Raw genomic sequence first — 21,335 nt, forward strand, 5'->3', positions numbered from 1 at the left:
TGGCCAGATGCGGTCTGGCAATCGCGCACAGATCGGCACGTCCTGCGGCAATGATGCTGTTGGCATGGTCGGCCTCGCTGATCGCGCCCACGGCCATGGTCGCAATGCCGGCCTCCTGGCGAATGCGGTCGGCAAACGGGGTCTGAAACATGCGCCCGAACACCGGCTTTTCTGCCTTGCTGACCTGACCGGAGGAGCAGTCGATCAGGTCCGCACCCGCGGCCTTGAACGCCTTGGCGATCTCCACGGCGTCTTCGGGGGTGATGCCGCCAGGCACCCAGTCATGGGCCGAGATGCGCACGGACATGGGGCGGTCCTGCGGCCAGACGGCGCGCATGGCCTTGAAGACTTGCAGCGGGTAGCGCAGGCGGTTTTCCAGGCTGCCGCCATATTCGTCGCTGCGGTGATTGGTCAGCGGCGAGATAAAGCCGGAGAGCAGATAGCCGTGGGCGCAGTGCAGCTCCAGCCAGTCCACGCCGATGTCGGCCGCCATCTGCGCGGCATGGACGAACTGCTGCAGCACCTCGTCCATGTCGGCGCGTGTCATCGCCTTGGAAGTCTGGCTCACGCCCTGCAGATACTGCTGCTCCGACGCAGCCATGATGGGCCAGTTGCCTTGCTCCAGCGGCAGATCCGTTCCTTCCCAGGCCAGCCGCGTCGAGGCCTTCGCGCCCGCATGGCCGATCTGCATGGCGAACTTGGCGTCGGTATGGGCATGAATCCAGTCGGCAATGCGCTTCCATGCCTGCTTCTGCTGCTCCGAATAAGTCCCGGGGCAGCCGGGCGTGATGCGCCCCTCGGGGCTGATGCAGGCCATCTCGGCAAACACCAGCCCCGCCCCGCCCATGGCACGCGCGCCCAGATGCACGAGGTGATAGTCTCCTGGCACACCGTCCACGGCCGAGTACTGGGCCATGGGCGACACCACGATGCGGTTCTTGAGCGTGAGTCCGCGCAGCCTGTAGGGCAGGAACATGGGGGGGGGAGCCTTGCCATCCGTGGCCACGCCATTTTTCTCGGCCAGCCAGCGCTCATAGCCGTCCAGCCAGGCGGCATCGCGCAGGCGCAGATTTTCATGGCTGATACGCTGGCTGCGCGTCAGCATGGAGTACATGAACTGCTCGGGCTCCAGCTGGTCGCAGTAGCGCTGACCGCAGACCTCGAACCACTCCATTGCATTCCAGGCCGCGTTCTGCAGGCGCAGCGTCTCCACGCGACGTGCCTCCTGGTAGGCGGTCAGCACCTCGGGAATATGCGCGGCGTCATCGCCGGACTTCTTGAACTGGCGCGCCAGCTCGATGGCATCTTCAATCGCCAGCTTGGTCCCCGAACCGATCGCGAAATGCGCCGTATGCACGGCATCGCCCATCAGCACCACATGGCTGCCCTTGGCATTGCGCAACCACCATTGATCACAGACCACGCGCTGAAAATTGATCCAGGCCGAACCCCGCAGATGACGGGCATTGGTCATCAGTCTCTCGCCCTGCAGATTGTCCGCAAACAGTTTTTCACAGAAGGCAATGGACTGCTCCTGGTCGGCGCCATCGAGGCCGCTGGCCTTCCAGCATTCCTCCGTGGTCTCGACGATGAAAGTCGAAGTCTGGTCGTCGAACTTGTAGATATGCGCCTGGAACCAGCCATGCTCGGTGCGCACGAAATCAAAGGTGAAGGCCTCGTAGACCTTGTTCGTGCCCAGCCAGATGTAGCGATTGGGACGGGTGACGATATCGGGCTTGAAAGTGTTCTCGTACTTGCTGCGGATGCGGGAGTTCACGCCGTCGCTGGCAATGATGAGGTCGGCATCCGGATACTCCTCGTCGCTCTGCACATCGGTCTCGAACACCAGACTGACTCCCAGTTGCTCGCAGCGCGCCTGCAGGATGTTGAGCAGATGCTTGCGGCCAATCCCCACGAAGCCATGTCCGCCGGAACGAATTCTGCGCCCCTTGAACAGCAGCTCGATATCGTCCCAATGATTGAAGGCCTGCTCGATCTGCGCGGCCGTCACCGGATCCCAGACCCGCATGTTGTCCATGGTGGCGTCGGAGAACACCACGCCCCAACCGAAGGTGTCATAGGGCAGGTTGCGCTCCACCACCGTCACCTCGTGCGCAGGGTTCATCTGCTTCATCAGCAGCGCGAAATACAGGCCGGCGGGCCCCCCACCTATGCAGACGATCTTCATGACAGCAATCCCTTCCTGGCGCGTTGAGAGATGACGCACTGAAAATTACTTTATATATAAATTATTAATGCATGAACTTTTCACTAGAATAAGGCCAAACCCTGAAGCCAATCCCAGGCGCTTGAAACACTATGTAGACCATGGACAATCACCCTATGGACGCTTCCATCGATACGCCGGACACCCCTGGCCGCGAGGCTGGGCTGTCCGACTCCGACCACCAGGCCGTGCGCCTGTGGCTTCGTCTGCTCACCTGCAGCACACAGATCGAGCAAGTCATACGCAGCCAGCTGCGCACGGAGTTCAGCACCACCCTGCCGCGCTTTGACTATCTGGCCCAGCTCAGCCGCTTTCCCCAAGGGCTGCGCATGAAGACCTTGTCGGAATATCTGATGGTGACCGGGGGCAATGTGACGGGACTGACCGATCAGCTGGTCGCCGAAGGCTGGGTGGAGCGTGTGGCCGACGAAGAAGATCGGCGCGCCATGATCGTGCGGCTGACGCGCACCGGCAGAAAGCAGTTCAAGGCCATGGCCGCCGCCCATGAGCAATGGCTTGAACAATTGCTGGCGCCGCTGGACAGCGAAAGCGCCAGCCATCTGTACGAACAGCTGGGCAGGCTCAGGCAGGTGCTGAGCCTGTCAGAAGCAGCCTGAGCCTGAAAAACCACCGTTCAGTGACAATTTCATGGAAAATGCCCTGCACGCAGTCCTGCGTGACACAGGCTTTGGGGGCATGGTTCATGGATTTACTGCATCTGCGATATCGGCTCAGGTCCGGGTATTACTACCTCTACGACATGCGTGATGCGCTCAATGCCATCACGGGAGAGCGCCCTTATCGCCTCAAGACCGAACTGGTCGCCATCGCGTTCGATCGCATCACCGGCCGCGTGCACCAGCATGGTCACCCCACCCGCATCCACTCCTGGGCCATGGGCGCGCAACGCCGGCTGCGCATCGCGGGAGACTGGGAAGGCGCGGACCGCCTCATCGTCGTCTCCGGGCCGTTGCCCGAAGAGGAAATCAACAAATGCCTGAGCGTGCAGGGTTACTGCCGCTGGATGCTGATGCGTCTGGCCAGCATGCCGCATGGCAAGCTTTCCGCCCATCGCGCAGGCAGCCGCAGCAGCTGGCAAAGACGCGAATCCGGCCAGCAGCGCCGCGCGGCCTGATATTCCGCAAGACGCCCCCGCTGCGTAAGGCTCAGGCGCGAACGCCCGTCCGGTCAGGACTCTGCATCCTCAGCGGAGCCGTCATCCGCCTCCAAGACTTCCGGCATTTTCACAATCGTCACCGGCAGACGGCTGTGCCGTGCCACCTCGCGTGACACCGAGCCGATCAGAATGCTGCCCAGTCCGCTCTGGCCCGTCGCGCCGATGATGATCTGATCGCATTCGTTGCTCTCGGCAATATCGATCAGGGTGTTCGCCTCTTCGCCCAGGCTGATCTCCACCTCGTAGGAGGCCCCGGCTTCCTTGAGCAGATCCTGCGCCGGAGCCACCAGGTCCATGCCGGCTTCGATGCTGGCGTTGGCGATCAGATCGGAATCTGTGGTTGCAAGCTCCAGCAGCGATGCCTCCTTCTGCACATGGGCTATTACAAAGTGAGCATCCAGTCCGCTCTGCAAAAGCTTGATGCCGTGGCGTACGGCCTCAAGCGCGACATCCGAACCATCCACCGCAAGCATGATCTTGAGCATGACAACCTCCTGTTCTTACTACACACCAGTGTAGGGGCATGCAGCAAAGACGGGTTGCGAATCTGGGCCAAGCCTCGGCTATTGCAGCAGTGCTTGCAAGCATCTGGGAAAATAGTGGGCTATGCTGCAGTTTGACCTTCTCAAGACCGACCCGAACAGCCACGCGCGCCGTGGCACCTTGACGCTTAACCACGGCAAGGTCCAGACCCCCATCTTCATGCCCGTGGGCACCTATGGCACCGTCAAGGGTGTGATGCCGCGCAGCCTCGAAGAGATGGGCGCGCAGATCATCCTGGGCAATACCTTCCACCTGTGGATGCGCCCCGGCCTGGACATCATGAAGTCCTTCGGCGGCCTGCATGACTTCGAGAAGTGGGACAAGCCCATACTGACCGACTCGGGCGGCTTCCAGGTCTGGTCGCTGGGCGCCATGCGCAAGATTACCGAAGAAGGCGTGCATTTCCAGAGTCCCGTGAACGGCGACAAGCTGTTCATGTCGCCCGAGGTCAGCATGCAGATCCAGACGATCCTGAATTCGGACATCGTCATGCAGCTCGACGAGTGCACTCCCTACGAGACCCACGGCAAGAAGACCACCGAGGCCGAGGCGCGCAAGTCCATGGAGATGAGCCGTCGCTGGGCCAAGCGCTCCAAGGAGGAATTCCAGCGCCTGGAGAACCCCAATGCGCTGTTCGGCATCGTGCAGGGCGGCATGTACACCAATCTGCGCGAGGAATCGCTGCAGGGTCTGCTGGAGATCGACTTTCCCGGCTATGCCGTGGGCGGCGTCTCCGTGGGAGAGCCCAAGGACGAGATGCTGGAGATCATGGCCCACACGCCGCATCTGCTGCCAGCCGACAAGCCGCGCTACCTGATGGGCGTGGGAACACCCGAAGACCTGGTGCAAGGTGTGGCCGACGGCGTGGACATGTTCGACTGCGTGATGCCGACGCGCAATGCCCGCAACGGCACCATCTTCACGCGCTACGGCGATCTGAAGATCCGCAACGCTCGCCACAAGGTGGATCACCAGCCCATAGACACCACCTGCACCTGCCACGCCTGTGCGGGCAAGAGCGGCGTGAGCTGGGACGAGGGCGGGCGCGACGGTTTCAGCCGCGCCTATCTGCACCATCTGGACCGCTGCGGCGAAATGCTGGGCCCCATGCTGACTACCATCCACAATCTGCACTATTACCTGAACCTGATGCAGGAAATCCGCAACGCACTGGACACGGGCAGCTTTGCCCAGTTTCGTGCCCAGTTCAAGGCCGATCGCGCCCGCGGGGTCTGAGCCACCGACACCACCTGCTGCAGCAGGGCACCCAGAAGCCAGAGCCCGTCTCTGGCTTTTTTGCGCCCAGATTTCACCATTGAAACCTTCAATTGAAAAAATTCGTCAATTGCACGCTGCAATGCTTCGCCAGGGACCGATTTTCTGTCTGTTTTTGTTAAAACATCAGCATATTTAACGGCAACCACCGGCATCTTTGGCGATTGGCATCGAAATCAGCCAAGGGTCACTGAAAAAACAGCCCGAAACGCTCGCGGCCTCTCTCCATGTCCGAAGCATCTCCGCCCAAGCAAACGCCTTTGCTGCAGACCGCCGCGCCCCACGCATGGGTGGCCGCGCTCGCCCTGGGAGGCATGGTGTTCCTGTCGGCCTTGCTGGGGATCCTGGGGCGCCCCCTGGGGTTCCTCTCGGCGATCTGGCCGGCCAATGCGCTGTTGCTGGGCCTGCTTCTGCACAAACCTGGCTGGCTGCGTCCGAGCTCGGTCCTGGCGGTCTCGGCTGGTTATATCGCGGCGGATCTGCTGACTGGCAGCCGGCTGGATGTCGCAGTCCTGCTGAGCATGGCCAATATGGCGGGTGTGGTTACGGCCTGGGCATTGATGCACCGGCAAAGCCGCGCAGCCTTGTTCATGCAGCGCCAGTCTTCCGCCTTGCTGCTCTTCGTGGGCAGTGGCATGGGCGCACTGGCCGCCGCAATACTGGGCGGTCCGGTGGTGACGGCCGTGTTCGGAACACCGCACTGGCAGGCTTTCTCCATGTGGTTGAGCAGCGAGTGGCTGAACTACATGACATTCTTGCCCATTGTTCTGGCCTGGCCGACGCGCAAACAGCCTGTGCCGAACTGGACCGAGCCCTCCCCCTTGCGCCGTGTACTGCCCTTGCTGTCCGTCATTGCGCTGGAAGCGATCAGCCACTGGATCAAAGGTCCCGGCTCGCTGGCATTCTCGCTGCCGGCTCTCATATGGTGCGCACTGAGCTATCGCATCTTCAGTCTGACGATGATCACGGCGACACTTTGCCTGAGCCGCATCCTTTTCGCTACGCTGGGGACGCTGGAATTCACCCCCGATCACTTTCTGGAGTCTCTGTCATTTCGCATCGGGCTCTGCATGCTGGTGCTGGGCCCGCTTGCGGTGGCGGGATCGCATATGGCGCGCAACGAGCTGATGCAAAAGCTCAGCCATGCCGTCAATCACGACTTCCTGACCGACGTGCTGGCACGCGGGGCCTTCATGAAACAGGGGCAGAGAATACTGGAGCGCTGCCGGCAGGACGAGCAGCCCTTTGCCATTCTCATGCTGGATCTGGACCACTTCAAACAGATCAATGACAGCTTCGGCCATGCCGGAGGCGATCAGTTGCTGCGCAGCTTCTGCCAGACGCTGACCCAGGTGCTGCGGGCTCAGGACATCGTGGGCCGCATGGGAGGCGAGGAATTCGCCGTGGCTCTGCCCAGGGTGGATGCCTCCGCAGCGCAGGAGATTGCCAGGCGCATCAATCGCGCCATCCGGGAGCTGCGCGTGCCCATGGATGACCAATTGATGAGCGCTACGGTCAGCATAGGCCTGATCCATGTCGCTCGGCTCCAGACACACCACAACCTCGACCTGCTGCTGCAGGAGGCCGACCAGGTTCTGTATGACGCAAAGGCTGCCGGGCGCGATCGCGTCAGATCCCGGCTGTGCTGAGTGCGATTCGCAGCGCGGCACCCCGCCGACGTCTCGCGCGGCCCGGGTTCATCTCAAGGCGTTCGCGCCGGATGCCGGCTGAGCCCCTGGCGCCGCATCCTGGCGCGGCAGAACCTTGCCCGCCGCAGCACCACAGCTGTGGCAAAAGCGCGAGAATGCGCTCTTGCGGGTGTCGCAGCTGCCGCAATGATCGAAGAGGCCGATACCGCAATGGGGGCAGAAGTCGATCTCGGTGTTCTTGAGGTCTACCGGTCGCTCGCAGCCCGGGCACACGTTCTTGGACAGCCGCTCCAGCGCCACGTCATAGCTCAGCTCTTCACGGCGCTGCTCTTCGGGCAGAGACTCCTGCAGCTTCTGCTTTTCCAGATAGCGGTTTAGCGCAAGAATGGCATAGCGACCCAGCAGCACCGTCACCACGATGCCCACGATATAGCGCACATAGCCACCATAGTCAGGCAGATAGGGCACCAGCTCGACAAAGAAGGCAAACAGCGCGAAAAAGATGAAACCCCAGACAAAAGGCCACCAGGTGCTCTTGCGTTTCCTCGCGAACAGCCAGCCCGCTACGCCCAGCAGAGGCAAGGTGATGGCCAGACGGAACAGAAACACGCGCAATTCGCTGGCGCGCATGGCGGCTTCATACTGGGGATAGGCCTGCTCGCGCAGGCTGTGCATCTCGGCCTCGGCGTTGGAGACCGCCTGATTGGCCTCGAGATGCGTCTGAGCCTCTTTCTCGCGCTCCTGGCGGGCCTGGTCTTCGCCCTGCTTCAGCGCGTCCAGCGCCTTGCTGCGCGCCACCAGCTCCGCATCCTGCTCGGGGCGCTCCGTCGCACGGCGGGTCGCAACCCAGTTGTCGAAGGTGTCGCGCGCCGACTGATAGCGCGCACGTTCGGCATCGAACTTGAGCTGCGCCCGTTCCAGCGCCTTCTGGGTCACGCCGGCAATCTTCCGGGCCTGGTCGATCTCGGCCTGCACACGCTGTGCATCGGCCTCGGGAATGAAGGACTCGACCTCCAGCGAGCGATCGGGCTGCGGCAGATTCCCCACCACCAGCCCGCCCAGTCCGATCAGGAAAAAGGCAAATGCCAGCGCCACCAGCCAGAGGCCGCGGCGAAACCATTTCTCGGGCAAACGCAGAGACTTGCTCATTTCAACTACTCCAGAAACATAGCACCTTGCGCCTTCTCGGCAAGGCTTTGAAGCCGACCCAGCTTGAACTCACTGTACGGTGCGCACGGCCGATGCCAGTTGCGTGCGCTGCAGCCACTGGGTCACGGAGTCCACGGTCACCGTCTCGATGCGGCTGGCAAAGCGCTTTTCGTTGGGGTGATCGTCAAACGCGATGTTGGCCGCCGTCATGCGCCCCCCCAGCCGCGAGAACGCGCGAATGATGAGCGCACTGGGCTCGTAGCCTCTGGCCTGCAGCCAGGCCTGGGCCTGCGCGCGGTTCTGAATCGCCGCCGGATCCAGGGCTGCGGCCAGCGTCTCGGTCGCCCATTGGTTCGATTGCTGGTACTTGCTGCCCCAGACGTAGCTGACCATGCTGTAGGGCTCGTTCTGCAGGCGCAGCACCGTGGGAGCACTCAGGAACTTGAGCAGGGCCTGCTGCACCGCCGGTGTCGGGATCTGAATGGCGGCTTCGTAACGCCACATATCGTCGAGAAAGAACTCGCCCAGCCCCTGGCGGTAGACATGGCCGGATGCGGTGCCGCACTCATTGAGCTTGTGGGCCACGCGCCAGGGACCGGCAGGCGTTCTGTAGGCCCAGCCGTAGTGCGAGTATTTGAGATCGTATTTGCTCAAGTCCTGCCCTTGCCGCGCCAGCAGCACGACCTGGGTGCCATTCTTCTGGAACTCGGCATCCAGTGCCTTGGCGGTACGCGCAGCCAGATTCAGCCCCTTGGCCATGACATCGGCAGTCAGCGGACGCTCCTCACAGCTGCGGCCTGCCTGGGCCGATCCTGCACAGGCAATCAGCGCAGCGCCCAGCGCCAACACCACAGGGCCGGGAATGGGCATGCCGCCCCGTTGAGCGGGTGCCATGGCGTGTACAACGTTTGTCGGTTCCTTGATCATGCGAGCCTCCAGCTTCTTGAGTTACAGGCGCTCGTTGTGCATCAACGCCTTGCCGATTTCATTGGGGATGAAGGCCAGCACCTTGCCTGCCGTGGACAGAATCACGCCGGCCGCCGTGGCGCTGGTCTGCACCACCGTGCCCACGCCGACCGACAGCGCGCCTGCGGCCTGGCCGGAGACCTTGACCACGGCCGAGGTGCCGTCGGCCACATTCTTGAGCACATAGGTCACACCGGTGGCACTGCTCTCCACGGCCTCAACGATCACGGATGCACCAGCGGCCGACAGGAACAGGGGAATTGCCACGACTTCCTCCGAAGCGCCACCCGATACCGCTGCGACCACCGATGCCACAGGCAGGGCCGACAGCACCAGAGAGGCTTCGCTCTGGGCGTGGACCGCACTGCCGCCCAGCAAGGCAAAGGCCGCGCCCAGAGCGCAAAGGCTGTTGCGAAGAGGACGGATAAAGGTCAAGACGTTGATCACAAATGGCTCCCGATGGCTGTTGAAATGAACCGCGATTTCCGTGCGGCGACGAGCGAATCATCCACGCACCCGAAACTTCGGCCCTGTGTTTTGTCAAAATCAGCAGTTGGCGGATCTTTCAGTATCTCAACCCGATACTTTCAGTCCGCCGCAGCTCCCGAACCGGTGGCAGTGTATGCATGCTGTCCGATTTCCGCGCCCACAACTTTTAAAAATCATCAGGCAATCCATGCGGCTTCACACCCAGACCTTTGCCCTGCGCCAACCTTCACCTTCGCGGCACTGGCTTGCGGCAGCGCTCGCCATCGTCATGTCCGCCCTGGCTGCCCCTGGACTGGCGCAGGGCAGCGGCATTCCTGCCTTTTCTCAGATGCCGCCGGGCCCGCTGGGCGGACCTTGGCACTTTGCCACCCTGCCCAACAAGAACCCGACGGCCTTCAATGTGGTGGATCAGGAGGGCGTTCATGTGCTGCGCGTGAGCACACATGACGCTTACGGCAATATGGTGTACAGCCTGCACCAGGCTGCCGCGCCCGATCTGCAGCTTCAGTGGCGCTGGCGAGTGGACCAGCTGATCGACAAGGCCGATATCAAAACCAGGGCTGGCGACGATGCGGCGCTCAAGCTCTGCGTCTCCTTCGATTTTGACAAATCGCAGCTGAGCTTTGGCGAACGGGCCAAGCTGCGCCTGGGCAGAATCAGCACCGGCGAGGACATCCCGGCCGAGACGCTGTGCTATGTCTGGGACAACAAGCAGCCCGTGGGCACGGTCATGCACAACGCGTTCACACATCGCATGCGTTACATCGTGCTGCAAAGCGGTGACGCACACAAAGGCCAGTGGGTGACGGAGCAGCGCCATCTCTCCGCCGACTACCAGCAGGCCTTTGGCGATGAGTCCCAGGCCATGCCCACCATCATCGGCGTCACCGTCTCGGCGGACTCGGACAACACCCATGGCGAAGGACTGGCCTACCTGGGTGATATCCGGCTCGCGCCCTGATCATTCAGTCTCAACGCCGGAGCAATTCCGCCACGTTCTGCTGCAGCAGGGCCGGCGTGACCGCGGCTGCCGCCACGGGCTCGCCCACCTCCAGTCCCACACGGTTGAACAGGCCGCGGCGCAGCGGCTTGACCATGGCCACATTCCTGCCGCCGCGCATCTCGATGCGGCTGAAGTAGGAACCCCAGAGATGGGTCAGCGCCATGGGGATGACGGGGACCTGCAGACCGTCATCCCGCGCATGGTCGAGAATCTTCATGATGCCGCCCTTGAAGGGCTGCAGCTGACCGTCAGAGGTGATGCCGCCCTCGGGGAAGATGGCCAGCAGATCGCCCTCGCGCAGCACCTCTGCCGCGCGCGCGAATGCGGCTTCATAGGTCGCAGGGTCCTCCTTGTGGGGCGCGATCGGAATCGCCTTGGCCAGCTTGAACAGCCAGCCCAGCACCGGTGCCTGGAAGATGCGGTGATCCATCACGAAGTGAATGGGGCGCGGGCTGGCCGCCATGAGCAGGATGGCATCGACAAAGCTCACATGGTTGCAGACCAGCACGGCCGCACCTTCGCGCGGAATATGCTCGTCGCCCCGCACCTTGAAGCGGTAGACAAAGTGGGTGATGACCCAGGCCACAAACCGCAGAAGATATTCGGGCACCAGCAGGAACACATAGAGCGCCACGATGGCGTTGGCAATGCCGGTGATCAGAAACACCTGGGGAATGCTGCAACCTGCGGCCAGCAGGGCACCGGCCAGCACGGCAGAGGCAATCATGAACAGCGCGTTCAGGATGTTGTTGGCCGCGATGATGCGCGCGCGGTGCGTGGGCTGGCTGCGCATCTGGATCAGCGCATACATGGGCACGCTGTAGATGCCCGCCGACAGCGCCAGCAGGCCCAGGTCCAGCATCACGCGCCAGTGTCTGCTCTGTCCGAAAAAGGCGCTCACGCCCATCAGCTCGGAGGGCGGCAGCGCGCGGGTTGCGAAGAACAGATCCACCGCAAACACGCTCATGCCGATCGCGCCCAGCGGCACCAGGCCGATCTCCACCTGGCGGCGGCTGAACACTTCGCACAGCAGCGAGCCAATGCCGATGCCCACCGAGAAGATCACCAGCAGCAGCGATGCCACATGCTCGTCGCCATGCAGCACCTCCTTGGCAAAGCTGGGAAACTGCGAGAGAAACACCGCGCCGAAGAACCACATCCAGCTGATGCCGAGCAACGAGCGAAACACCACGGGCTGCTGGCGCGCCAGCTGCAGGTTGCGCCAGGTTTCAGTGAACGGGTTCCAGTTGATGACCAGGCCCGGGTCGGTGGCCGGCGCGTGAGGAATGAACTGCGCGCAGATGCGGCCCACGACCGCGACGGCCACGCAGGCCATGGCGACCTGCATATGGCCGACCTGCGGCACGGCGATCAGCAGGCCGCCAGCGACCTGACCCAGCAGGATGGCGACAAAAGTGCCCATTTCCACCATGCCATTGCCGCCCGTGAGTTCACGGTCGTTGAGCACCTGGGGCAGATAGGCGAACTTGACGGGACCGAACAGCGTGGAGTGCAGTCCCATGAGGAACACGCACAGCAACAGCACCGGCACATTGGCCTGGATAAAGCCCCAGGCCGCGATCAGCATGATGACGATTTCGAGGTTCTTGACCAGGCGGAACATGCGGGTCTTGTCCCACTTGTCGGTCAGCTGGCCCGAAGTGGCCGAGAACAGCAGATAAGGCAGGGTGAACAGCGCACCGATCACCAGGCCCGCCATGGAGGGCGGCAGCCAGGACACGCTGAGCTGATAGGTGACCATCACCGTGAAGGCGAACTTGAAGAGATTGTCATTGCCCGCACCGGCAAACTGCGTCCAGAAAAACGGCGCGAAGCGGCGCTGGCCCAGCAGGGCGAACTGGTTGGGGTGGGACGGCTGCGGTGCAGCGGCGGCCGTCTGCACGGTCGGCGTGGAATTCATGGATCTCTCCCTGTGGCGCTGCCGGCATTGTGCCAACTTGCCCGGATCTATTGCTCGGTTTTAAGCCACTGGCGCCTGATGAACATGCGCCTGCCGCTATGAATATTACGACTCGCGCCATGGTTTCAGGGCACGCAGCACGGGCCAGGCGGCGGCGGCGGCCACCCAGTGCTTGAGGCTGTGGCCGGACACTGCGTGCGCGGTCACATCGAACACATCGCCGTCCGACAGCTCCAGCAGCTTGGCCACGAGGTACAGGCCGATCACCCAGCCCAGCTCCACGGGCAGCGCGTGACGTCGCGGCGCCACAAAGGCCAGCCAGAGGAGAATGAGCATGCCCCCACCCTGCACCAGCACCCAGGGCAGCACGTTGCCGGTCTGCGCCCAGACTGCCACGCTGACGGGCGCCGCCACCAGCAGCATCCCGGCCGTGACGAGGGCGCTGACGTCGTCAATGCGCGTCTGCACCGCCAGCCCCAGCAGGCCGGCAAAAGCCAGGCTCATGCCCAGCCGATCCCAGACCAGGCTCGAATCCTGCGGCGACCAGTGATAGCAGGCCGAGCCCGCTCCCGCGCACAGCAGGCCCGCAAAGAACAAGGCACACAGGGCACGCGCCGTGCCGTTGAGCTTTTGATAGTCGGCACGCCACAGCGCAAAACCGCCCGCCAATCCGGCCAGCACAAACCCCAGATTGCTCAGCACGTCGGCCGCGTGGGGCAGGCCCAGCCAGCCACGCTGGTCGGCAAAGGCGTGATAGTGCTCGGGCTGGGCCATGCCGGGCATCAGCAGCGCCAGCGTGAACAGCAAGCCCATGCCCCCGAACAAGGCAAAGCGCTGCTCCAGCGTACCCGAGGTCTCGGGGCTCGTCATTTCCACGGTCGTGATCGATGAGGGATGTAATTGCATGGCGCGTCCTTGAGTGATTGCCGCGCAGTATGGAAATCTGCCAATGCCGTGGCATCAATCTTCTAAACTCGCGCCATATCGCTGCACTGCCAGTACTACCAACCGATACCATGAGCACGACTGCCGATCTCGTCACCGCCATCAAGAAAGAACTCAAGGCCGCACAGATGACCTATGCCGCCCTGGCCCAGGCCATCGGCATGGCCGAATCCAGCGTCAAGCGCATGCTGGCCAAGGGCGACATGCCGCTGTCGCGCATCGACGAGATCTGCCGCGCCCTGCATCTGGACTTTGCCGATCTGGCGCGCAATGTGGCCGACAGCCGGCCGCTGCTGCAGCAGATCACGCGCGAGCAGGAGATTGCGGTGGTTGCCGACCGCAAGCTGCTGCTCACGGCCATCTGCGTGCTCAGCCAGTGGACGCTGGAGCAGATCGTCGCCACCTACCGCATCAGCGAGCCCGAGGGCATCGGCTATCTGGCACAGCTGGACCGCATCGGCATCATCGAACTGCGTCCCGGCAACCGCTACAAGCTGCGCCTGGCCAAGACCTTCCGCTGGCAGACCAACGGCCCGGTGATGGACTTCTTTCGCGAGAACGCCGTGCTGGACTACTTCGGCGGCACTTTTGCCGGCGAGGACGAGACCATGCTGCTGGTGCATGGCTCCATCGCCCCCAGCCTGGCACCCAGCTTCGTGGAGCGCATCCAGCGCATCGGTCAGGACTTCTCGCAGCAGCATCTTCAGGATCAGCGCCTGGGCCCCGACAAGATCGAGGGCTACACCCTGGTGCTGGGCATGCGCAAATGGGAACTGCCTGCCTTTGCGGCCTTGCGCCGATAGGCTATCGCTCCCAAATATGTAGCCAAATGCGCTTTCCGAATCTGCGTCAGACGCCTGTTTCATACAATCTTCACCCAGCAGACACACAAGATTGCAAGACTTCGCACAGCGGCAACCCACGGTTGACGCTGGCCTTCCAGCATGGAGCCCAAGGGATGCCTGAACCTACAGACAGCCCGCTACCCATGAAGGAGGCGTATATGCTGACAATCCGCAACACCATCCACACCGTCGCTGCCGCAGGCGCACTCGCCCTGATGGGCTTTGCCGGTAGCGCACAGGCCCAAAGCGCTTACTGGGCGGGTGCCAGCCAGGGGGCCTATGTGAGCGTGCAGTTCAATGCACCGCCCCCGGTCCGCTATGAAGCCGTCCCCGCACCACGCCGTGGTTATGTCTGGGCTCCCGGTTACTGGGAGCCACGCGGCCACCGCCACGTCTGGCGTGCCGGCCACTGGGTGCAGAACCGCCCCGGCTATGTGTATCGCCAGCCCGTCTGGGTAAAGCACGGCAACCGCTGGGACTACCGCGCCAGCCGCTGGGACAGGGATGGTGACGGCGTGCCCGACCGCCATGACCGCAACCCCCACAACCCCTATCGCCGCTAAAAGCCTGTCGACGCTTTAAGCCTGGATCGCTCCCTCCGCTGGCCCAGCGAGTCGTCATGTTCCAGCGGATTTCAGCCCATGTCTTGCAAGAGATCTGGGCTTTTTTTGCATTAACCCCACAAGCTTAATGCTGCATAAGCATATAGAAGCAAATCATTAAATTACGGACACAATTCAGAGCATTCAAGGTTCCCCTGGACAAGTCCCATCATGCGTTTGCTGCCCCGTTTCATTTCCGGTCTTGTTGCCACCGCGGCCGCCGCCGCGTTTCCCCTGGCCAGCCAGGCAGCCGATCCCGGCGCCGCCAGCTACCCGCACCAGCCCATCACCATGATCATGGGCTTCAACGCGGGCTCGGGCGTGGACGTGATCGGCCGCGTGGCGCAGGAACCGCTGGGCAAGATCCTGGGCCAGCCCGTCATCATTGACTACAAGAGCGGTGCCGCCGGCAATATCGGTAGCGAGTACGTGGCCCGTGCCAAGCCCGATGGCTACACCATCTACTTCGGCACTGCCGCCACCCATGGCAGCAATGCTGCGCTGTACAAGAAGCTGCCCTTCGATGTGGAAGCCGACTTTGTGCCTGTTGCACCGCTGGTGGACGTGGCCAATGTGCTGACCATCAACCCCAACGTGATCAACGTCAAGAACCTCAAGGAGTTCGTGGACGAAGTCAAGGCCCATCCCGGCAAGTACAACTACGCCTCCACGGGCAATGGCGCCGGCACCCATATGGCGTTTGCCGAGTTCAATGCGCGCCTGGGCCTGGACATGGTCCATGTGCCCTACAAGGGGGGCCCCGAAGCCATCACCTCGGTGCTGCGCGGCGAGACCTGCTGCATCATGAACCAGGTGCAGACCGTGCTGACCCATTACAAGGCCGCCAAGGTGCGTCTGCTGGGCGTGACCACGGCCAAGCCTGTCGAGGCCGTCAAGGAAGTGCCCACCATTGCCGCCAGCGGCCTGCCGGGAACCAAGGGTTTCAACAGCTCCATCTGGTTCGGCATCTTCGCGCCCAAGGGCACGGACCCGGTGATCATCAAGAAGCTCAACCTGGCCGTCAACGAGGTGCTCAAGCAGCCCGAGGTGCGCGAGCGCTTTGTCTCCCAGGGCAACACCATCCGCGAAGAGACTCCCGAGCAGTTCAAGAAAACCGTGCATGACGATCGCCTCAAATGGGCCAAGGTGGTCAAGGATGCCAAGATCAGTATTGACTAACACCCCCTGAGCGGCCCTGCCGCTTGCCTCTCTCTGGGCGCTGCGCGCCAAGGGAGAGGAACGACACCCACGGTGCAGGGCGGCGGGGCCGCCCAGGTCCTTCCCCGGTGTCTCTCACCTGGTCCTGCTTCGCGTTCAAGCGGTGTTAAGTTATCGGTGTTTGTTTGATGCGTCTGCGGCTCAGGCCTCAGACGCTTTTGGGTTTTAGCTATGTCAATTTCACCTTCTACGACAGCCGCCACATCGGGGCTGGCAGCGCTGGAAGAACGCCTGCGTGACGACTTCGTCACTCTGGGCTGGCCTGCCAAGGCCTGGATTCCCCCCTCCACGCGCAAGGGGCTACCGGTGCATGACGTGCTCGTCATCGGTGCCGGCCAGGCCGGTCTCGCGCTGAGCATGGCGCTGCAGCAGGTCGGCATCAAGCCCGTGCTGCTGGACAGGTCCGCGCCCGACTTCGAAGGCCCATGGGCCACCACGGCGCGCATGGAAACCCTGCGCTCGCCCAAGGAGCTGACCGGCCCCGCCATGGGCGTTGCCGCCCTGTCCTTTCGCGCCTGGTTCATCGCCCAGTTCGGTCTGGATGCCTGGACGGCGCTGGACAAGATCCCGCGCCTGCAGTGGATGGACTATCTGCGCTGGTACCGCCGCGTGACCAACGCCGATGTGCGCAACGGCCATGAGGTCGTAGCCGTGCGCCCGCAGGCCGATGGCGTGGTGGAAGTCGATGTCAGGGCCAATGGCGTGACGGCCACCTGGCAAACCCGCCGCCTGGTGCTGGCCACGGGCCGCGACGGTCTGGGCGGTGCCACGGTGCCCGCCTTCATGCGGGGCGTGGACAGGAAGTTCTGGGCCCACTCCTCCGACGCCATGGACTACGCCACGCTGGCGGGCAAGCATGTGGGCGTGGTCGGTGCCGGGGCTTCGGCCATGGACAGCGCCGCGACGGCGCTCGAAAACGGTGCGGCCAGCGTGGACATGCTGATCCGCCGCCGGCAGTTGCCGCTGATCAACAAGTCCAAGGGTTCGGGCGTGCCCGGCCTGACCCACGGCCAGTATCTGCTGCCCGATGCCTGGAAATGGCGAATCCGCCACTACATCAACGCCCAGCAGGTGCCGCCGCCGCACGGCAGCACGCTGCGCGTCTCGCGCCATGACAACGCCTTTTTCAACCTGGGCTGTGCCGTCCAGGGGGTGGAGAAGGTGGGGGACAAGCTGCAGGTGCAGACTTCGGTCGGCGTATTCCTGCTGGACTTTCTCATTGTCTCCACGGGCTTTGCCATCGACTGGAGCCTGCGTCCGGAGTTTGCCGATATCGCGCCGCATGTGAAGCTGTGGAGCAGCCGCTTCACGCCCGAGGCCGGCGACGAAGATGCCGAGCTGTCGGCATCGCCCGATCTGGGGCCGCTGTTCGAGTTCCAGGGTGATCGCCCCGGTCTCGACCGGATTCACTGCTTCTGCTACCCCGCTGCGCTCTCGCACGGCACGGTGTCGGGCGATATTCCCGCCATCAGCGAAGGAGCGCGCAAACTCGCACAAGGTCTGGCCTCGCTGTTCTACCTGAATGATATCGAGCAGCACTTCGCCAATCTCAAGGCCTATGCCGAGCCCGAACTGGACGGCACGGAATGGACCGCCGCCGACAGCGCTGCGCGCATCCGGCAGTTGCAACCCTAATTCAAGAGACTTCGCATGACTGACACCATCGACCGACTGGCCGGCCTTGCTCAGGGCAGCCCCACCTTCACCACCCGGCACGAGCGCGAAAAAGTCGCGCTGGCCACCCAGGCCTGCGAAGACCTGCTGCTGGGCAATCAACTGGACAGCGACCTGACCCAGGCCGAACGCCTGGTGCTGGCTGCCGAACAGGCCCGCGTCAGCGGCGTGAGTGCTCTGGAAGCCGAATACCGCAGCCGCACCCAGGCTCTGGGCGACGCCATCCCCCCAGAGCTGCGCGCCATCCTCGATCAGCCTGGCGCCCAGACCGGGCAGGCGCGCCTGGATGCCATGCTGCACTTCGTGCGCACGCTGGCTCTGAACCCGGCCCAGAGCGATCGGGCTGCGCTGCTGGCCATACCGGCCGCCGGCCTGTCGCTCAACGACACCGTGCTGCTGGCCCAGCTGATCGGCTTTGTCGCCTATCAGGCCCGTCTGCTGGCGGGGGTGAAGGCCATGGGCGAGCTGGGCGGCGTGAGCGAAGCGCCTGCCGCCCAGCCTGCCGATGCTGCCCCCTTTGTCCACCCTGCCAATCTGCCGCCGCCCGGAGAGCCACTGCGCCGCAACGGCTTTACCAGCGAAACCCTGGACTGGAAGGCCTGGCTGCAGGTGCTGGACCCCGACACCGCCACGCCCGAGCAGCAGCAGGTTCTGGAAGTCAGCCACCCCAAGGCCAAGACCATGGATTTCTATCTGCTGCTGGCACGCCAGCCCCAGGTACTGATGGAGCGCTCCCAGGCGTTCAACGCCATCATGTACGCACCCGGCGGCCTGTCCCGCGCAGAGCGCGAAGTGGCGGCCACGGCCGTCTCGCGCTCCAATGGCTGCGTGTACTGCGCCTCGGTGCACGCCCAGCGCTTCGAGCAGCTGGCCAAGCGCAACGATGTGATGGCCCAGCTGTTCGACGAACCCGAGACTGCCGGCACCAATGCCCGCGAGCGCGCCATCATCCAGGCTTCGCTGGCGCTGACGCGCACGCCGGGCAGCTTTGGCAAGCAGCACCTTCAGCCGCTGCGCGATGCCGGTCTGTCCGATCTGGAAATGCTGGACATGGTCCACTCGGCGGCCCTGTTTGGCTGGGCGAACCGCCTGATGCTGAATCTGGGTGTGGAGATTTACGCCGCCGCCTGAGGCGCTGTGCCCAGGCAAGCCCGCGCCGCCCTCCGCGCCGGGCGTCCTCTCCCGTTTCGCGGGAGGGGGGCGATGGCATCGCCTGAGCGCCCCCGCCGCGAGACGGCTCTTGCCCGGCGTCTCTGATTTCAGGCCGCACCAGTACCTGGGGCGGCTTACCTTTTCTGATAGCAGCTTGCGCAGATCTCTCAACCACTTGAGGTCGAATCCACCTTGAAGCCTATTGAAATCAGGCGCTAGCTGCTATCCACCTCAAGGCTATCTCCCGGTAAAAACCGTCAGCACGCCAGCCAGCTGATGCACATGCGCATCCATCAGCTGGGCCTCGGCCACCAGACCGATCAGGGGCACCGGCCCCAGCGCATGGCGCAGCAGTTTCAGCTCGGCATCGACGCCGCCGAACAGCTCGCTGCCCCGCCCCTTGCTGCTCACATAGATGGCACCGCGTACATGCTGCGGCACGGCCGACTCGGCCATGGTTTCGGGGCCGGCATCGGCAAAGTCGGGCTGCAGCGTATCTTTCAGGGCCGCGCCCATCTGCATCAGTTCATGGCGGGCCGCACTGCTCTGGCGCTGGCAGAAGATCACCGTGTGCTCGGCCTCCACGGGCGACGACAGCGCAATGCCCTGGCGCACCGGGTCCAGCCCCACGATATGCAGCACCTGGGCCTCGTCGGTCAGCGCGCCGCGCTCCAGACCCCGGCCCAGCGGCGCAATCGCCGCCTGGGTCTTGCGCAGTTGGGACAGCGCAGCCTGCCAGCCGCCGCCGGCGCTGGGGCTGGCTTCCACATCCAGCATCTGCAGCAGTCGAGGCAAGGCGGGCTCGCCTTCGAGCTCCAGCACCACCGGGCCCCTGGCCTCGGTAATCTCCAATCCCGCACCCAAGGGCGCACACCCCTGAGCCAGCCTGGAGATGCAGGCCACGTCGGCATCGAAGGCCACCCCCGAAAAGCCGGCATGAAAGATGCCGACGCTGGCCTGGGCACGCAAGCGGGGCAGGTCTTCGGCGCGGCAGGCAAACTGCATGCCCTGCTCGTTGCTGAGCGCCCCAAACAGGTTTCCCGAGCTGATGCGCTCGGACAGCTCCAGCAACAGCTCTGCCAGGTCGGGCTGGTCGATGCTGGAGTGCACCAGGGCCGAATGGGCTTCGAATCCGGCCTCGGCACCGCATTGCGCCAGCGGCGCCACGCCGGAGTAGACGCGGTAATGGGCCGCTGGCAGGTCCAGCAACATGACCGCCAGCGAGGAGCTTTCGGAATACTCATGGTCCATGGCCAAAACGGCATGGCCGGAACTGCCCACCCAGTCGGTCACCTGGGGCAACTCGCGCGCCAGCAGCGCCAGCAGTGGCTGCGCATGGGGCACCAGACCCTGGGCGATATAGATCAGCCCCAGACGGTGCGGCTGCAAGGACTGACGCAGCAATTGTTCGCGCAGCTGCAGCACGACTTGCTCTGCCGCAGCGCGCCAGTCTTCATGGGCGGCATGAGCGACGGGAAACAGTGACATGAGTCCTCCTGTTCTTGCTGGGGAGAGGGTGCCTTGCACACACGATTTTCCACCTTGGCAGCGGTGGCTGGCTCAGGGCTTGCGCGAATTGGGAGAAGCTTTACCTGCCGTCTTCCTGGCCGGTGGCTGTTTGGCCGCCGTTTTTTTGGCGGCTGCTGTCTTGCTGGCTGGCGCTTTGGACTGGCTGCTCTTGGCCGCAGCCTTGCGTGCAGGCTTGGGTTCGGCGGTCGCAGCACTCTTTGCCGCACCTGTCGCCGCAGTTTTCGCCGCAGCTGCAGTGCCAAAGCCGCCAGCCTGCGCCATCACCTTTTCCAGGGTGGATTTGGCAAAGCCGCTGGCCATCTCGGTTGCGCGCTGGGCTGCGGCCAGGGTCTCGGGAGGAACGGGCTCGGCCATGGCCTTGGCGGCAATCTGCTGGAACTGCTGGGTCAGCGCACCCCACCATTGCATGGCCTGGCTCAAGCCGGGCTGAGAAGGCGGCTCGGCCTGGGCCTGGGCCTTGGCATCCGCCTCGGTAGTTGCGGGCTCTGCCTCGGGCTCCGGCACTGGCGCCGCTGATGGATCTGCGGCTGCCGTCCTGGCCGAGGCGCTGCCCATGGGCCAGCCGGCATTGCCGGTCGCAGCGGGCTCGGCCGGCGCTGCACCGGGGAAAGGAAAGGACTTGGCCAGCTCGCTCATGCTGACATTCATGTCCTTGAGCGTGGACAGCGTCATGCGCTGCACTTCCAGTGCCTGGATGGTGGCAGCCAGGGCGCGGCTGTTTTGCTCCAGCCAGAACTGCACGGCCTTGAGCTCGGCAATGCGCTTGTCCACCTCCTCCACGCTCACCGTGGGGGCCACCCATTGGGGCACGCGGCCCATGGGATTGGCCGCAGCGCCAGCGCTCTGCGCCAGCCCCTGCAAAAAGTCAAAGCCGGGAATGAACTTGCCGAAACCAAATGCCGATGCGTCACCGCTCATAGTGCTCTCCGCTGCAGGGATGGATACCAGAATCCGCATCCGGACAGGGCCG

At 63.6% G+C, this 21,335-nt stretch carries 19 protein-coding genes; 10 read left to right on the top strand and 9 right to left on the bottom strand.

The genetic code is table 11. From position 1 onward, the window contains the following. On the bottom strand, positions 1 to 2,188 hold a 2,188-nt coding region (locus tag E2583_RS19290; RefSeq protein ID WP_291597834.1), incomplete at its 3' end, for a bifunctional salicylyl-CoA 5-hydroxylase/oxidoreductase. A 155-nt stretch (positions 2,189 to 2,343) separates the two neighbouring features. Between E2583_RS19290 and E2583_RS19295 the strand changes: the two genes are divergently transcribed. Together E2583_RS19295 and E2583_RS19300 are read left to right on the top strand one after the other, a co-directional pair. Continuing rightward, entirely contained in the window at positions 2,344 to 2,844 is a 501-nt protein-coding gene (locus tag E2583_RS19295) for a MarR family winged helix-turn-helix transcriptional regulator (protein ID WP_291597835.1), read from the top strand. 38 nt (positions 2,845 to 2,882) lie between these two features. Next, positions 2,883 to 3,362, top strand: coding sequence for a hypothetical protein (locus tag E2583_RS19300; RefSeq protein WP_291597837.1), 480 nt, complete (start codon positions 2,883 to 2,885; stop codon positions 3,360 to 3,362). Positions 3,363 to 3,415: 53 nt separating this feature from the next. Here E2583_RS19300 and E2583_RS19305 read toward each other — a convergent pair whose 3' ends face one another. After that, on the bottom strand, positions 3,416 to 3,889 hold the full coding sequence (locus E2583_RS19305; RefSeq protein ID WP_291597838.1) for a universal stress protein: 474 nt from the start codon (positions 3,887 to 3,889) through the stop codon (positions 3,416 to 3,418). Between the two features lie 121 nt (positions 3,890 to 4,010). Here E2583_RS19305 and tgt point away from each other — a divergent pair, with 121 nt between their 5' ends. Both tgt and E2583_RS19315 read left to right on the top strand, forming a co-directional pair. Then, a complete protein-coding gene (gene tgt, locus E2583_RS19310) occupies positions 4,011 to 5,183 on the top strand; it encodes a tRNA guanosine(34) transglycosylase Tgt (protein ID WP_291597839.1) in 1,173 nt (390 codons plus the stop codon). 266 nt (positions 5,184 to 5,449) lie between these two features. Then, on the top strand, positions 5,450 to 6,871 hold the full coding sequence (locus E2583_RS19315; protein ID WP_291597840.1) for a diguanylate cyclase: 1,422 nt from the start codon (positions 5,450 to 5,452) through the stop codon (positions 6,869 to 6,871). A 48-nt stretch (positions 6,872 to 6,919) separates the two neighbouring features. On the opposite strand, the gene E2583_RS19320 is transcribed toward E2583_RS19315, so the two are convergent. The 3 genes from E2583_RS19320 to E2583_RS19330 all read right to left on the bottom strand — a co-directional run bounded on the left by E2583_RS19320 (position 6,920) and on the right by E2583_RS19330 (position 9,433). Continuing rightward, positions 6,920 to 8,020 (bottom strand): serine endopeptidase, encoded by a 1,101-nt coding sequence (locus E2583_RS19320; protein ID WP_291597841.1) that lies wholly within the window; start codon positions 8,018 to 8,020, stop codon positions 6,920 to 6,922. A gap of 69 nt (positions 8,021 to 8,089) precedes the next feature. Continuing rightward, positions 8,090 to 8,947 carry a DUF2145 domain-containing protein gene (locus E2583_RS19325; RefSeq protein ID WP_291597842.1) on the bottom strand — a complete coding sequence of 286 codons (858 nt, stop codon included), beginning with the start codon at positions 8,945 to 8,947 and terminating at the stop codon, positions 8,090 to 8,092. Positions 8,948 to 8,968: 21 nt separating this feature from the next. Continuing rightward, complete coding sequence (locus E2583_RS19330; RefSeq protein ID WP_019043359.1) at positions 8,969 to 9,433, bottom strand: hypothetical protein; 465 nt, start codon at positions 9,431 to 9,433, stop codon at positions 8,969 to 8,971. 229 nt (positions 9,434 to 9,662) lie between these two features. On the opposite strand from E2583_RS19330, the gene E2583_RS19335 reads away from it, so the two are divergent. Further along, the gene (locus E2583_RS19335) at positions 9,663 to 10,436 is read left to right on the top strand and encodes a DUF3047 domain-containing protein (RefSeq protein WP_291597844.1); all 774 of its coding nucleotides are present in this window, start codon (positions 9,663 to 9,665) and stop codon (positions 10,434 to 10,436) included. A gap of 10 nt (positions 10,437 to 10,446) precedes the next feature. On the opposite strand, the gene E2583_RS19340 is transcribed toward E2583_RS19335, so the two are convergent. Together E2583_RS19340 and E2583_RS19345 are read right to left on the bottom strand one after the other, a co-directional pair. Next, positions 10,447 to 12,399, bottom strand: coding sequence for an MFS transporter (locus E2583_RS19340; RefSeq protein WP_291597845.1), 1,953 nt, complete (start codon positions 12,397 to 12,399; stop codon positions 10,447 to 10,449). A gap of 105 nt (positions 12,400 to 12,504) precedes the next feature. After that, on the bottom strand, positions 12,505 to 13,305 hold the full coding sequence (locus E2583_RS19345) for a hypothetical protein (RefSeq protein ID WP_291597846.1): 801 nt from the start codon (positions 13,303 to 13,305) through the stop codon (positions 12,505 to 12,507). A 110-nt stretch (positions 13,306 to 13,415) separates the two neighbouring features. On the opposite strand from E2583_RS19345, the gene E2583_RS19350 reads away from it, so the two are divergent. From E2583_RS19350 to E2583_RS19370, 5 genes are all read left to right on the top strand, one after another. Beyond that, the gene (locus E2583_RS19350) at positions 13,416 to 14,147 is read left to right on the top strand and encodes a helix-turn-helix transcriptional regulator (protein ID WP_291597847.1); all 732 of its coding nucleotides are present in this window, start codon (positions 13,416 to 13,418) and stop codon (positions 14,145 to 14,147) included. Between the two features lie 200 nt (positions 14,148 to 14,347). Further along, positions 14,348 to 14,752 (top strand): YXWGXW repeat-containing protein, encoded by a 405-nt coding sequence (locus E2583_RS19355; RefSeq protein WP_291597848.1) that lies wholly within the window; start codon positions 14,348 to 14,350, stop codon positions 14,750 to 14,752. Positions 14,753 to 14,962: 210 nt separating this feature from the next. After that, entirely contained in the window at positions 14,963 to 15,970 is a 1,008-nt protein-coding gene (locus tag E2583_RS19360) for a tripartite tricarboxylate transporter substrate binding protein (RefSeq protein ID WP_291597850.1), read from the top strand. 210 nt (positions 15,971 to 16,180) lie between these two features. After that, positions 16,181 to 17,644 (top strand): NAD(P)/FAD-dependent oxidoreductase, encoded by a 1,464-nt coding sequence (locus E2583_RS19365; protein WP_291597851.1) that lies wholly within the window; start codon positions 16,181 to 16,183, stop codon positions 17,642 to 17,644. 15 nt (positions 17,645 to 17,659) lie between these two features. Then, a complete protein-coding gene (locus E2583_RS19370) occupies positions 17,660 to 18,814 on the top strand; it encodes a peroxidase-related enzyme (protein WP_291597852.1) in 1,155 nt (384 codons plus the stop codon). A gap of 258 nt (positions 18,815 to 19,072) precedes the next feature. On the opposite strand, the gene E2583_RS19375 is transcribed toward E2583_RS19370, so the two are convergent. Both E2583_RS19375 and E2583_RS19380 read right to left on the bottom strand, forming a co-directional pair. Then, the gene (locus E2583_RS19375) at positions 19,073 to 20,323 is read right to left on the bottom strand and encodes an FIST N-terminal domain-containing protein (RefSeq protein ID WP_291597853.1); all 1,251 of its coding nucleotides are present in this window, start codon (positions 20,321 to 20,323) and stop codon (positions 19,073 to 19,075) included. A gap of 72 nt (positions 20,324 to 20,395) precedes the next feature. Continuing rightward, a complete protein-coding gene (locus E2583_RS19380; RefSeq protein ID WP_291597854.1) occupies positions 20,396 to 21,283 on the bottom strand; it encodes a PhaM family polyhydroxyalkanoate granule multifunctional regulatory protein in 888 nt (295 codons plus the stop codon). Positions 21,284 to 21,335: the final 52 nt, after the last annotated feature.

Origin of the sequence: Comamonas sp. (assembly GCF_009360615.1) — a bacterium.
Taxonomy (GTDB): domain Bacteria; phylum Pseudomonadota; class Gammaproteobacteria; order Burkholderiales; family Burkholderiaceae_C; genus Comamonas.

Bases quoted from the DNA above. Each gene is read 5' to 3' on its own strand.
- E2583_RS19295 (WP_291597835.1), top strand. From the start codon at position 2,344: ATGGACGCTTCCATCGATACGCCGGACACCCCTGGCCGCGAGGCTGGG.
- E2583_RS19300 (WP_291597837.1), top strand. From the start codon at position 2,883: ATGCCCTGCACGCAGTCCTGCGTGACACAGGCTTTGGGGGCATGGTTC.
- E2583_RS19305 (WP_291597838.1), bottom strand. From the start codon at position 3,889: ATGCTCAAGATCATGCTTGCGGTGGATGGTTCGGATGTCGCGCTTGAG.
- tgt (WP_291597839.1), top strand. From the start codon at position 4,011: ATGCTGCAGTTTGACCTTCTCAAGACCGACCCGAACAGCCACGCGCGC.
- E2583_RS19315 (WP_291597840.1), top strand. From the start codon at position 5,450: ATGTCCGAAGCATCTCCGCCCAAGCAAACGCCTTTGCTGCAGACCGCC.
- E2583_RS19320 (WP_291597841.1), bottom strand. From the start codon at position 8,020: ATGAGCAAGTCTCTGCGTTTGCCCGAGAAATGGTTTCGCCGCGGCCTC.
- E2583_RS19325 (WP_291597842.1), bottom strand. From the start codon at position 8,947: ATGATCAAGGAACCGACAAACGTTGTACACGCCATGGCACCCGCTCAA.
- E2583_RS19335 (WP_291597844.1), top strand. From the start codon at position 9,663: ATGCGGCTTCACACCCAGACCTTTGCCCTGCGCCAACCTTCACCTTCG.
- E2583_RS19340 (WP_291597845.1), bottom strand. From the start codon at position 12,399: ATGAATTCCACGCCGACCGTGCAGACGGCCGCCGCTGCACCGCAGCCG.
- E2583_RS19345 (WP_291597846.1), bottom strand. From the start codon at position 13,305: ATGCAATTACATCCCTCATCGATCACGACCGTGGAAATGACGAGCCCC.
- E2583_RS19350 (WP_291597847.1), top strand. From the start codon at position 13,416: ATGAGCACGACTGCCGATCTCGTCACCGCCATCAAGAAAGAACTCAAG.
- E2583_RS19355 (WP_291597848.1), top strand. From the start codon at position 14,348: ATGCTGACAATCCGCAACACCATCCACACCGTCGCTGCCGCAGGCGCA.
- E2583_RS19360 (WP_291597850.1), top strand. From the start codon at position 14,963: ATGCGTTTGCTGCCCCGTTTCATTTCCGGTCTTGTTGCCACCGCGGCC.
- E2583_RS19365 (WP_291597851.1), top strand. From the start codon at position 16,181: ATGTCAATTTCACCTTCTACGACAGCCGCCACATCGGGGCTGGCAGCG.
- E2583_RS19370 (WP_291597852.1), top strand. From the start codon at position 17,660: ATGACTGACACCATCGACCGACTGGCCGGCCTTGCTCAGGGCAGCCCC.
- E2583_RS19375 (WP_291597853.1), bottom strand. From the start codon at position 20,323: ATGTCACTGTTTCCCGTCGCTCATGCCGCCCATGAAGACTGGCGCGCT.
- E2583_RS19380 (WP_291597854.1), bottom strand. From the start codon at position 21,283: ATGAGCGGTGACGCATCGGCATTTGGTTTCGGCAAGTTCATTCCCGGC.